At 34.2% G+C, this 14,030-nt stretch carries 10 protein-coding genes; 9 read left to right on the top strand and 1 reads right to left on the bottom strand.

From position 1 onward, the window contains the following. The first annotated feature begins 213 nt into the window (after positions 1-213). From IPN31_15055 to IPN31_15015, 9 genes are all read left to right on the top strand, one after another. Positions 214-1,308, top strand: a complete 1,095-nt coding sequence (locus IPN31_15055; GenBank protein ID MBK8683193.1) for an endonuclease/exonuclease/phosphatase family protein — start codon at positions 214-216, stop codon at positions 1,306-1,308. A 76-nt stretch (positions 1,309-1,384) separates the two neighbouring features. Further along, the gene (locus tag IPN31_15050) at positions 1,385-2,887 is read left to right on the top strand and encodes a cysteine--tRNA ligase (protein MBK8683192.1); all 1,503 of its coding nucleotides are present in this window, start codon (positions 1,385-1,387) and stop codon (positions 2,885-2,887) included. A 41-nt stretch (positions 2,888-2,928) separates the two neighbouring features. Beyond that, positions 2,929-3,741 (top strand): class I SAM-dependent methyltransferase, encoded by an 813-nt coding sequence (locus IPN31_15045; GenBank protein MBK8683191.1) that lies wholly within the window; start codon positions 2,929-2,931, stop codon positions 3,739-3,741. 7 nt (positions 3,742-3,748) lie between these two features. Next, complete coding sequence (locus IPN31_15040; protein MBK8683190.1) at positions 3,749-4,780, top strand: glycosyltransferase; 1,032 nt, start codon at positions 3,749-3,751, stop codon at positions 4,778-4,780. An 88-nt stretch (positions 4,781-4,868) separates the two neighbouring features. Then, positions 4,869-5,795: a c-type cytochrome gene (locus IPN31_15035; protein ID MBK8683189.1), complete on the top strand. Its 927-nt coding sequence runs from the start codon at positions 4,869-4,871 to the stop codon at positions 5,793-5,795. 100 nt (positions 5,796-5,895) lie between these two features. After that, positions 5,896-7,401 (top strand): B12-binding domain-containing radical SAM protein, encoded by a 1,506-nt coding sequence (locus IPN31_15030; GenBank protein MBK8683188.1) that lies wholly within the window; start codon positions 5,896-5,898, stop codon positions 7,399-7,401. A gap of 1 nt (position 7,402) precedes the next feature. Further along, a complete protein-coding gene (locus IPN31_15025) occupies positions 7,403-8,047 on the top strand; it encodes a methyltransferase (protein ID MBK8683187.1) in 645 nt (214 codons plus the stop codon). A gap of 346 nt (positions 8,048-8,393) precedes the next feature. Beyond that, on the top strand, positions 8,394-9,353 hold the full coding sequence (locus IPN31_15020) for a nucleotidyltransferase domain-containing protein (protein ID MBK8683186.1): 960 nt from the start codon (positions 8,394-8,396) through the stop codon (positions 9,351-9,353). Continuing rightward, positions 9,346-10,806 (top strand): B12-binding domain-containing radical SAM protein, encoded by a 1,461-nt coding sequence (locus tag IPN31_15015; protein MBK8683185.1) that lies wholly within the window; start codon positions 9,346-9,348, stop codon positions 10,804-10,806. The genes IPN31_15020 and IPN31_15015 overlap by 8 nt, the downstream gene beginning before the upstream one ends. Positions 10,807-11,095: 289 nt before the next feature. On the opposite strand, the gene IPN31_15010 is transcribed toward IPN31_15015, so the two are convergent. Then, the gene (locus IPN31_15010) at positions 11,096-13,915 is read right to left on the bottom strand and encodes a gliding motility-associated C-terminal domain-containing protein (GenBank protein MBK8683184.1); all 2,820 of its coding nucleotides are present in this window, start codon (positions 13,913-13,915) and stop codon (positions 11,096-11,098) included. Positions 13,916-14,030 lie beyond the last annotated feature (115 nt).

The raw sequence follows: 14,030 nt of genomic DNA, 5'->3' as shown, positions 1-14,030 counted from the left end.
TTTTCTTATCCAATTCTCCTTTATAAACACAGATTTGAAAGTGCAGCAGAGCATGAAAACAATCGGCATTTTGTATGTTCTGATTAGTTTGCTGAACTTGTTATTCTTTGGTCGCTTCACTCCCTTTAAAGATGACCTTAATGTTATAATTATATATTTAATCTTTGGTGTAATGACAAGCTTCATTTTTATTTTATTAAACCACGATAAAAAATGAATTGGTCAAAAAAAATTCTGCTTATAATTACAATTCCTGTTTCAGTATTGCTTTTGCTGTCATATGCATCCATGTATATCAATCCTGCGAAAGTATGGTTTAGTCCTTTTTTCGGATTAGCATATATTCCTATCCTCATTGCAAATCTGCTGTTACTTATTCTTTGGTTTTTGATGAATAAAAAAGTATTTATTTATCTGCTGATTATTTTGCTTGTTGGATTTAAAGCGCATAGCGTAAGTTATGCAATGCATTTTCCAAAAAATAATACGGATGATGAAAATGCAATTCGTCTGCTCACATTTAATGTGCGAGGCTTTGATGAATTCAGTTCATCCACCACTAAAGAGTATCAACAATCTATTGTAGATGGAATTGCAGATGTGGATGCGGATATAATTTGTTTGCAGGAATTCAGTAGTTATCACAATTCAAAAAAAGCACAGGATAATTATCTTGCAATAAAAAAAGCAAGTGGATTAAAATATGAATACTATTATAAAGTATATGAGAATAAAAAACATACACGCAGCTACGGCATATTAATACTCAGTAAATTTCCTGTGAAGGATACCGGTAAAATAAATTATAAAGCATTGAGCAATACCAATTCTTCTATATATGCAGATCTGGATATTAATGGAAAAATGGTGAGACTGATTACTGCACATTTGCAATCCAATCAATTGACTCCACAAGATTTGGATGTAGTGGAATCTCCCAATGCAGAAGCGCTAAAAGAAATTGAAGCAAAACGCATTATCGGAAAACTCAGCACGAGTTACAGATTGCGTGCAGGTCAGGCAGAAGCAATTGATGAGGCAAAAGAAAACTCTCCTTACCCGGTAATTATTTGCGGTGATTTTAATGATACACCAGTGTCGTATGCTTATAGAAATATTTCAGAAAATATGCAGGATGCATTTTTAAATAACGGCTTTGGATTAGGTGCTACATTTAAACCATTTCCTTTTATTCGCATTGATTATATTTTATTGCAAGACGATGTTTTTAAAATATTGGATTATAAACGCATTGCAAATCCCGGTTCGGATCACTATATGGTAACGGCTGCATTTACCATTCAATAATTTATAATTTTCACATATTTTTCGTCTGAAAATCCAGCGCTAAAAAATTTGCATTTACCTTCCTTAACTTTACTACATGTCCAAAGAATTATTTCACCAGAACGCACTATTTGTTTACAACACATTAAGCAGACAAAAGGAATTATTTATTCCATTACATGCGCCATTTGTAGGTATGTATGTTTGCGGACCAACCGTATATTCCGAACCGCATCTCGGCAACTGCCGCACCTTTGTTTCCTTCGATATGATTTACAGATATCTGAAACATCTTGGCTATAAAGTGCGGTATGTAAGAAATATTACGGATGCAGGTCATATAGAAAATTCAGCAGGTGTTTCTGATGATCGTATCAGTGCGCAAGCGAAATTAGAACATGTAGAACCCATGGAAATTGTACAGAAATACAGTGTTGCTTTTCATCGTGTCATGGAAATATTTAATGCACTTCCACCGGATATTGAACCAACAGCTACAGGGCATATTATCGAGCAAATAGAAATGACGAAAGAAATTTTAGCAAGTGGTTTTGCTTATGAAAAAGAGGGCAGTATTTATTTTGATGTAGAAAAATTTGCAAAGGAATTTCCTTACACAAAATTATCAGGTCGCAATCTGGATGACTTATTAAATAACACTCGTGATTTAGGTGGACAAGAATTAAAACAAGGCAGATTGGATTTTGCACTTTGGATAAAAGCCAAACCGGAACATGCTATGCAATGGCCATCACCTTGGGGCAAAGGATATCCCGGATGGCATATTGAATGTTCAGCAATGAGTACAAAATATCTAGGAGAAACTTTTGATATTCATGGTGGTGGAATGGATTTAATTCCCACACATCACACCAATGAAATTGCGCAAAGTATTGCATGTAATCATGTTGATCCGGTGAAATATTGGCTGCATACAAATATGCTGACAGTGAATGGACAGAAGATGAGTAAGAGTCTAGGCAATTCATTTTTACCACATGAATTATTTACAGGCACGCATCCATTATTAAATCGTGGATATTCGCCGATGACAGTTCGATTTTTTATGTTGCAGGCACATTACAGCAGCACTTTGGATTTTACAAATGAAGCTTTAAATGCTGCGGAGAAAGGTTATAAACGCTTAATGCAAAGTGAGAAAAATGTGCAAGCATTACAAGCAGGAAATACAATTGATAACAATAGTGAAAATGCGTGTAATAAATTTTTAACGGATGTATATACCGGTATGAATAATGATTTTAATACTGCACAAGCAATAGCTTCACTCAATGAAATTTCTGCTTATATAAATACATGGTATCATACAGCTGAAAAAAAAGCACCAATCCTTCCAAATACTTTAATACGATTAAAAGAAACATTTCAAACTTTCATTTTTGATATTCTCGGATTGAAGCATGAAGAAGATGGCAATAGCGCACTGATGCAAAACGTAATGGAACTTGTAATTGAATTGCGCAAAGATGCCCGCATCAGAAAAGATTTTGCCGCTTCGGATAAAATTCGTGATACCTTAAAAGAAATTGGTATTCAATTAAAAGATTCAAAAGAAGGCACTACCTGGAATGTGGATTAATACAAAACAAAAAGTAAAATTCTTTTTTCTGAAAAATTATTATGCCAGATATTTTTCATGAACAACAAGCTGCAAATGCATTTAGTAAACAAGCACCCTTGTTTGATTCAATTTATGATAATGATTTCATTGTTCAATACAAACGTGAACGGGTAAGAGCACATGTAACCGGATTTTTAAACCCACAATCTGTTATTTTAGAATTAAATGCTGGCACCGGAGAAGATGCAGTGTATTTTGCAAAAGCGGGACATACAATTCATGCAACAGATATTTCGGAAGCAATGCAAAATGTATTGCAACAAAAAATAAAATCATGTGGAGTCGAAGAAAAAGTTACCACAGAAATTTGTTCTTTTAATCAATTAGAAAACCTAAAAAATAAAGGACCTTATGATTTTGTTTTTTCCAATTTCGCCGGATTAAATTGCACTTCAGATTTACAAAAAGTATTACAGGATTGTTCTGCATTAATAAAACAAAATGGTTATTTAACTGTAGTGGTAATGCCTTCATTTTGTCTGTGGGAATTTATGTTGTTGTTCAAAGGAAATTTTAAAACTGCTTTCCGTCGCTTCGCCGGTAAACAGGGAGCTGAAGCACATGTAGAAGGAAAATTTTTTCGTTGTTGGTATTATAATCCCTCTTTTATAAAACAAACATTACAGAAAGATTTTAAAGTAATTGGTTTGGAAGGATTATGTGTGATTTTACCGCCCTCTTATTTCAAAAATTTTTCAACTAAGAATAAAAAACTATTTGCTTTTTTTAAAAAAGCAGAACACAAATTAAAATCATTGTGGCCATTCCGGAATTTGGGAGATTATTACATCCTGACATTACAGAAAAAATAATCCTGCGATGGAAAAAATTCTAATACTGACACCCGGCTTTCCAATAGATGAACAGGATGATGTTTGTATTCCTTTTTTACAAGATTATGTATTGGCACTTGAAGAAAAAATCGGTAAAGAAAATATACATGTAATCAGTTTTCAATATCCTTTTGATAAAGGTGAATATCTATGGAATGGAATAAAAATTTATTCTGCCGGTGGTAATAATAGAAAAGGTATTTTAAAATTAATTACCTGGAATCGGGTAATGCGTAAAGCAAAAGAATGGATACAACCGGGCAAGACGATATTACATATTTTCTGGCTGAATGAAACTACTCTTATCGGAGCTAAGCTTTCAAAAAAATACGATTGCAAAATAATAGCTACCATAATGGGACAAGATATTTTAGCCGAAAATAACTACCTGAATAAAATTCCATTGAATACAATTCATGTTGTTGCTCCAAATACGAAAGCTGCTGAAACATTTAAAAAAAATACCGGAAATAATGTGCAGGCAATTATTCGTCCGGGAGTAAAAAATATTTCAGCAATACAACAGGAAAGAAACATTGATCTGTTATTTGTCGGTGCTTTCATTGCATTAAAACAACCGGAAATATGTATTGAAATTGTAAATCAATTAAATAAAGAATTTCCGAATTTAAATTGCAAAATGATTGGCGATGGAATATTACAAGAAAAATGCATAGCTACATCTCAAAATCTAGAAATCAAGAATATTCAATTCACAGGAAAGCTCGATCGCAAAAAAATATTTGAGTATATGCAACAATCAAAAGTATTGGTTCACACCTCTTATTATGAAGGTCATGCGACTGTATTTGAAGAAGCGATTGCAAGTGGTATGCAAGTAGTTTGTTTTGATGTAGGCAGACCGGAACATCAGGCTGTGCATGTATGTGCAGAAAAAAAAGAAATGTGCTGCACTATTTCGCACCTATTAAAAAAAGATTATAATAACAATCAATTAACTTCTTATTCAATCACTCAAACTGTAGAATTTTATCAGCAGTTGTATACCACACATTGACTATTCACATAATAATTTTGCATATTAGAAAAATACAAAGTAATTTTTCATTCGATATTGAGTAACTGATAACCTAAAACCAATCAATATGAAAAAAGCCTTTAAATGGATAGGTATAATTCTACTTGTCCTGATTGCAGGCATTGTTGTATTTGCATTTGTTATGCAGAGTAAGTACAAAAAAATGTCGAAAGTAACCTATGAAGTAAATGTGCCTAATGTTCCCATTCTCACCGATTCAACATCCTTAGTTCGAGGTGCATCCATTGCAGCATCCATCTGCACGGGTTGCCATGGAGGTGATTTGGCAGGAAGGGATTTTTTTAATGACCCAAAAATTGGAATTGTATATTCTGCCAATCTCACACCCGGTGGTATCACAAAAAATTATACAGATGAAGATTGGATTCGGGCACTTCGATTTGGAGTAAAACCGGATGGTCATGGAATGTTTATCATGCCGGTTGAATATTTAAATTATATGAGCGATCAGGATCTTGGTTCTTTAATAGGTTATTTAAAAACCTTACCACCATCCGATAAACCACAACCAGCAAATTATTTTACATTCATGAGTCAGGTATTGGCTGGTGCCGGAATGTTTGGTACACTTTATAATTGTGAATTATTGGATCTGAATGATGTATCTGTTCACACTGCTCCGGATTTTAGTGAGAGTGTAGATTATGGAAAATATACCATGCGCATTCACGGATGTTTTGCATGTCATGGTGAAAATCTGAATGGTGCAAAATCTCCTGATCCGGTTTCTCCTCCGGGTTCCAATATTACCATGGGAGGAAATTTCGGTAAATGGTCCTATGATCAATTTGCGGAAACAATGCAATCAGGTAAAACTCCTGAAGGCAAAGAATTAGATATGAAATTTATGCCATGGGCCGAATTTCGATTAATGACGGACACAGAAATACATGCAATATATAATTACATTCAAAGTCAACCTGCTGCGGTAGATGCCGAAGTGGTGACGGAATGGAATAAAAAAAATTCTTAATTAGCACTCCATCAATAACTAAGATGCACCGGCAATTTCGGTGCATTTTTTTTACATAGCATTTACTGCTATCACCATCAATAATAAATACCTTAGCCCAATGCATTCAAGCAAAGTATTATTATTTAATCCTCGTGCGGCAAATTATAAAGCCCGTATTCCGAATTCAATTCTATCTATAGCTGCGAGTATTGATGGATTATTTGATTACACAATTATTGATGGCAATCTGGAATCCGATCCTTTGCAAAAAATTATTACTGCATTGCAAACAAATCAATATGCATATTTTGCAAGTACGGTAATGCCGGGTCCGCAATTGAAACAAGCAATTCCATTCACCAAAAAAATTAAAGAACAGTTTCCGCAAATCACTATTATCTGGGGTGGATATTTTGCAAGTAATCAAAGTAAAGTTTGCATGGAATCCGGGTTTATTAATTACATCATTTATGGTCCGGGTGATAAAGCATTTCCGCAATTACTAAATGCAATAAAAAATAATTTGCCCTTAGAATTAATACCTAATCTAATTTGGAAAAATAATGATACCATTCAAAAGAATCATAAAGATGAATTGTATGATCAGGATACATTACCTGCAATGCCTTATGAAAGATTAAATACATTTTATCCTGTAGAAAAATATTTAGGTAAAACATATCTCGGCAAAAAAACAATTGCATATCACAGCAGTATTGGTTGTCCGTTTAAATGTGCTTTCTGTGGAATTGTTCCCATTTTTAATGCAAGATGGAAAGGCAAATCTGCTCAATTGATTTATGATGATATTCTGTACTTAAAAAATAAATATGGTGGTGATGCAATTGAATTTCACGATAATAATTTTTTTGTAAATGAAAAACGCACTGTTGAATTTGCAGATTTAATTGCAAAAGAAAATATGATTTGGTGGGGAGAAGGTCGTATAGATACAATTGATAAATACAGTGATGCAAGTTTGGAAAAAATGCGCAAGGCTGGCTGTAAAATGATTTTCTTCGGCGCCGAAACGGGCAATGATGCAATACTAAAAGAAATGGATAAGGGCGGCACACAAACAGGTGCACAAATAAAAGCATTTGCAGCACGCATGCAACAGTTTGATATAATTCCTGAATACTCTTTTGTACTTGGTACACCAGCATCAACTGAAGAAGAAGTGAATAAACGCATAGATGAAGACATTGCTTTTATCCGCACAATAAAAGAAATTAATCCAGCAACAGAAATTATTATTTATGTATATAGTCCGGTGCCAACTGAAGGTTCTGCATTATTTAAAGCAGTGGAAAAATCGGGCTTTCATTTTCCGCAGAAATTGGAAGACTGGATAAGTCCGCATTGGGAGAATTTCGACTTGCGAAAAAATCCATTAACGCCCTGGCTAAAACCTTACATGATTGATAAGATAAAAAATTTTGAAACGGTATTGAATGGTTTTTATCCAACAGTTTCCGATTATAAAATGCAAACAGCACAACGCAAACTTTTGCGCAACATTAGTGCATGGCGATATAAATCAAAATTGTATAATGCACCTTATGAAATTAAAGCAATTCAAAAATTTATTCGCTATCGCCAACCGGAATTAGAAGGTTTTTAAGATGCAATCGCTAATAAAGAAAATTGCAGAGCATATTTATAAACCGTATGTTCAATGGCGTATTTCAAAACCAACAACATTTCGATATAACGCAATAACATTACATATTCCATCCGGAGTTTTTCATCCCAAATATTTTCACAGCACTTTGTTATTAATTAAGTTTATGGAAACACTTTCTATACAAAATAAAACTGTGTTGGAATTAGGTTGTGGCAGTGGATTATTAAGTTGTGTTGCTGCAAAACAAAATGCACAAGTAACTACAAGTGATATTAGTCGGCTTGCAATTACAACCCTTACTAAAAATGCAACAGAAAATAATTTGCAAATGGAAATTGTATTGAGTGATTTATTTGATAATATACAATACAAACACTTCGATTATATATTTATCAATCCGCCGTATTATTCGAAAAATCCAAATACAGAAGCTGAGAAAGCATGGTATTGCGGAGTGGAGTTTGAATATTTTGAAAAACTGTTTTTACAGATTTCGACATATATGAATTCCAATACAAATGTCTTTATCATTTTATCCGATGACTGCGATAAAAAACAAATTCATTCCATCGCCAAAAAAATAATCTGCAACTCCATTCAATTAAAAAGAAAAATATTGGAATGGTGTGGAGGAGATTTTTAGAATAATGATTCTGGAATGATATTCTTTGCATCGGTTAATTCTTACTTTTTATCTTCCAATACACATTTATACATTTTCTAATTACCCATTTACACTTTTCAGTTCTACAATTCTCCAGTTCTACATTTTTCGATTACACAATTACACGATTCGCCAGTTAGACGTTTCCACAATTCCCTAGTTCTACAATTCTCCAGTTCTACGATTCTACTTTTTCCTATTCGACGATTAAACGATTCGACAGTTACACAAATTCAGTTTTACCATCATTTTCAATTACACCTATTCAAATCACCTTACACAATGCTGACGTTTTTAAATCTCTGTGCTGTAATTTCGTTAGCGCATGCAAATTACCTACGTACATCAACACGAATTTCCTTTGTTGGGAGAGGTACATTCATCAATTCTTAAATCATTGATGTATTTTGATTTATTTCGCTATCCATTAACCTTACCTGAAATAATTCGCTTTGCATCTATTCCAATTCATCATTTGCATATTGCAGAAGACGCATTACAACAATTAGAAGATAACCTGATGGTATATCGCTTTGGTGAATTCTGGTCGCTGAACAGTGATTATGGAAATATTGAAAGACGACAAAAAGGAAACCGTTCAGCAATGAAAATTTGGGATAAGGCAATAATGCGTTCAAAGTTTATTCAGCGTTTTCCTTTCGTGCGCAGTGTAAATATTTCTGGTTCTCTGTCAAAAAACTATTTTGATGCAGAAGCAGACTTTGATTTTTTTATTATCACTCAGCCAAATCGTTTATGGCTTTGTCGCATGTTGCTCACTATCTATAAAAAATTCTTTCTGTTGAATTCCAGAAAATATTTCTGTATTAATTATTTTATTGATACAGAGTCTTTAGAAATTCCTGATAAAAATATTTTTACAGCAATTGAGATTGTTACATTAAAAAATATGTCGGGCGAAAATTTGTATAATAATTTTATGCAAAGCAATAACTGGGTGAAACAATATTTTCCAAATTATTTACCTGAAAAGCAGATGTTACCTCAGAAAGAAAAAGAAAATGTTATAAAACATCATTCTGAAAAATTATTGCAAAATAAAATCGGTGACCGGCTGGATACTGTTTGTTATAAGATCACATTATATTTCTGGAAACGCAAATTCAAGAATATGACAGCTATAGAATTTGAAAATAATCTGCGCAGTCGTAAACATGTTTCCAAACATCATCCGCAGGGATTTCAATTTAAAGTATTGGAAGGATATAAAAACCGCATTCACACATTTGAGCAGCAACATAATGTAACTTTATACAATGGCTGATGTATTTATTGCCAATGCATACTTTTTAAGATTTGATCCAAAACAGGAACGAGCCATGCAGCCCTATCCACCTTTGGGCACTTTGTATGTTGCATCCGTTTTACAACAGGAGGGGTATAATGTAACTTTCAGAGATACCGTATTTGCAAAGTCAGCAAGCGAAATTTTTCCTGCAATTGAAACACTTAACAATGGTATTGTAATAATTTGTGATGATGGATTTAATTATCTCACAAAAATGTGTTTGGTAAATATGCGCAATGCTTGCTTTGAAATGATTCGCTATGCGAAAGAAAATAATTGTAAGGTTATAGTTTCAAGTTCGGATGCTACTGATCATTGGAAAGAATATTTAGAAACAGGTGCGGATTATATTGTAATTGGCGAAGCAGAAAAAACAATTTCAGAACTTGTAGATTATTTATATGATGACCATTCTCAAAAGGAAATAAGCAACATTAATGGCATTGCCTTTAAAACAAAAACAGGTTTTGAAAAAACAACAGTAAGAGCTGTGATGCATGATTTGGATGCGTTGCCTTTTCCTGCATGGGAAGTAGCGGATATTGAAACCTATAAAGAAAAATGGCTGAAGAAAAATGGTTACTTCAGTTTGAATATTACAACCACACGAGGTTGTCCGTTTAAATGTAACTGGTGCGCAAAACCAATTTATGGCAATCGTTATAATGCACGATCAGCGGAAAATGTTGTGAATGAAATTGCAATGCTGATTGATAAATATCGGGTAATGCATTTTTGGTTTTGCGACGATATATTCGGATTGAAACCGGGATGGATAAATCAATTCAGTGCATTGGTGCAACAAAGAAATTTAAAATTTAAATTTAAAATTCAGTGTCGTGCAGATTTATTATTGAACGAACAGAATATAGAAAGTCTGGCCAAAGCAGGTTGTGATGAAGTGTGGATTGGTGCAGAATCCGGCTCACAAAAAATTCTGGATGCCATGGATAAAGGAACTACTATTCAGCAGATTTATGATTGTACTATCCTGATGAAAAAGCACAATATAAAACCCTGTTTCTTTTTGCAATTCGGATATCCCGGCGAAACAAAAACAGATATTGATGCCACTATGAAAATGTTGTTTGAATTAATGCCTTATGATATTGGTATTTCTGTTTCTTATCCTTTGCCCGGAACAAAATTTTATGAAAGTGTAAAATCAGAGTTACAGCAAAAACAAAACTGGAACGATAGTGATGAACTTGCACTTATGTTCCGCAGTACTTATCCTCCGGAGTTTTATAAAGAGTTACACAGATATATTCATAAAAAATTCAGAAGTGCTCAAGGTATGATGGCGATGAAAAAAATATTGCAATTACAATCTCTGGAAACAAAACATCTTAAACGAATGGCTGCGATTCCTTACTTCAATACATCTGCTTTTTTACATAAAAGAAAAATGGAGTTGTTGCAGAAGTAATTAAATATAATTAACCACATAGACATATAGGAAAAAATAGAAATATGCTTAGCGTATTAAATAAAAAATAATACACGGAGTTGCACGGAGATATCACTGAGTTTCGCAGAGAAATAAAAATTTTATTGGTTAAATCCAAATAGGGAAAAAATTTTTAACCACATAGATATATAGGAAAAAATAGAAATCAATTTGAAGAAAAATTAAACCACATTGGAACATAGAAAAAAGAGAAATTAAACCCTATGACTCCTCTGCGAATTCTATGTGGTAAAAATATTTTTTTTAATTAATTAGAAAGTAGAGTTACATTGCCGGCGTGTTGTTTTATTTCACCGTTTTCATACTGCACAGTAATGATGTAAGGATACACACCGGGATTTAATATTTCACCATTAAATGTTCCATCCCATCCGCTTGTAATTGCATCCGGACTTAAATTCTCACGATGGTAAATTATGTTTCCCCAGCGGTCGAATACATCAAAGGATTTTATATTTATAAGTATCGGACTGTACGCAAATAAATAATCATTTATACCATCTCCATTGGGTGTAAATGCATTTGGAATAAATACATTATTTTCCGGATAAGGCAATACATACACATAAATTTTATCGGATGCAATACATCCATTTTCATTTGTAGAAGTGAGAGTAATATATCCTGATGATGTTGGATATGCAGTGCTATTTTCACAAGATGCACAGGTAATAAAATATGCGGGAGTCCAGGCATAATTGCCACCGCTATTTCCCGAAATATAAATTGGATTAGTTGCAATTATTGAAGTATCTCCAAATGCTTCTGCAAAGTTTTGATCTACAGAAATAAATTGAATTGCAGTATCTACACATCCATGCATATCCATATAACTATAAGTAATTTCATACGGTCCGCCCACACCTGCCATCTGTGCATTAAATTGATTTCCACTTATCGCAACACCTGAATAATTTCCACCTGTGGGTATTGCACTTAATGCGATAATACCTTCTTCAAAACACACAATCGGATCAATAGGAAAATCAATTTCAGGATTCGGATGTACTGTAAGATTTGTTGTAATAATTGAATCGCAACCATGCATTGACAGGTATGTATTTACATAAGTATCACTTACTGTTGCAATATTTCCATCAGGTAAAATATATTCTCCACCATCACACATTTCAGGATTAAACACAATATCGTATAAAGGATAATTACCTAATGTTGTATTAATAACTGAATCACATCCATTAATAGAATTCAATGTTGTGGAATACATTCCGGGTGAAGAAACAGATGTGCCATCGGGTAAAATATATGTATCATCCGGACAAATATTTACACTAACTGCTGTAGTAAAAATCGGATGCACAGTAAGGGTCGTATAAACAAGAGAATCACAATCAGTATATGCAGTTAATACAGAAGTATAAGTACCCGCAGAAGCTGTAACCGCACCATCTGGTAAAGTAAAATATTCACCCGAACAAATTTCAGCAGTAACAGAAGTGGTAGGAATTGGATTAACTGATAATGTAGTTGTAACCACCGAATCACATCCTTTAATCGTGGCTACAGTTGTTATATAAGTGCCGGCAATTAAAACAGCACCACCATCAGGTAAGTAAAAAGGATCGCCATCGCAGATAGTTGCACTTTGCGAAGTAGCGTAAACAGGATTCACAGTTATGCTTGTTGTAATTAATGAATCGCAACCTGCAACAGTAGATAATAATACTGGGTATGTTCCTGATGTAGTTACAGAAGTTCCGTCGGGTAAAGTATGCGTTTCCCCATTACATAATTCATAACTCTGAGATAGATCATAAGATGGACTTATAGTAATGCTTGTTGTTGATGTTACTGACGGACAGCCATCGGCAGAATTGATATAATTTGTTACGGTATATGTACCAACGGTGGAAGCACTTAAATCAATAATACCTGTAGCAGATACAATACTTAATCCGGCAGGTGTGGCAGAAAATGTCCCTAACTCTGCATCCGTTCCAAGTGCAGGAGAAGGATCTGTTTCATCTGCACAAAAAGGAGATTCCGGATAAGAAAAAATACCAATAGGAAGAGCAGTAATTAGCACATCTGAAGATGAGGTTACCGTATCCATCACACCACAAGCCAAACCAATTACAGTATTTGTAATTGTATAAGTGCCGGGTGATGATTCGCTGATATCAATAGTACCTGTGGCAGGATCTACTACTAATCCATCTGGTGTTGCAGTAAATTCTCCGATGATTGCCCCGGGAACCATTTCCGGTGTCGGATCCGAACTGCTTGTGCAATAACTTGCAATTCCAAAACCGGTTCCGGGCAACACAAAACTTGCACTTAGTCCAGCTTCTAAACTCCCGGCTCGAAAAAATACACCTGAGTCCCATACATGATCTGACTCATCAGCAATGGCAAATTTTAAATGATAAGTTTCTCCGGGAGTCACTACACTGATTGCCTCAAACACATCTGTAAACCCATCGTAATCTATGTAATAGGGATCAGTGAGGGCAACACCGGCAGAGGGATTATTATTGTAATAAGTAGCATAACTGCCGAGGTTTACATTATCAATTGAAACCGGAGATGTTGTTCCGGGTATCAATGCAATATTTACCGCTCCAATTATTCCGGGCCCGCTAATCCATAATGCAAACACATCATTTATTGATCCCACAAATTCATTGTATTCATCACTACCAAATGCATAATCAAATTTCACAGTATCACAATCGGGAATAAAATCTATTTCCAAAATACATCGGTCATAAGTGGTACCCACACCGGGTAAGGCTTCCAAATCAGCATCGCCGGTGGTACCATTACTATAACCGGTACTTCCGGAATTATTAGGACCTTCGGCATAAACCGCTTTTCCGGTTGTAAGAATAAAACCGCTGTCAATACCGAGGTTACAATCAATACATTCAAATTTCCCATAAGCCTGAGCTGTACAATCTTTTGTAGCATCTACAATTGTTACACCGCCACCCGAAAGCATTTCTGCTAATTCCATTGCAGTATATCCCGTAGTTACATCTAACTGCGCATAGATAATTTGCACAGAAAAAAATAGTAGAAGTAAAGAGGAGTAATAATATTTCATTTTCAACTGTGTATTGTAATAGTTAAAGATATAATAAAAAGTGTTGAAAAAAACATATTTAAATCACCCAAAAAATATGATTATAAATAGCTGAGTAAATTAGCACTACATTAAT

The sequence above is a fragment of the Bacteroidota bacterium genome, assembly GCA_016715425.1.
Taxonomy (GTDB): domain Bacteria; phylum Bacteroidota; class Bacteroidia; order Chitinophagales; family BACL12; genus JADKAC01.
Note: the sequence above shows the minus strand (reverse complement) of the source record. Positions and strands in the feature narration are given on the sequence as shown.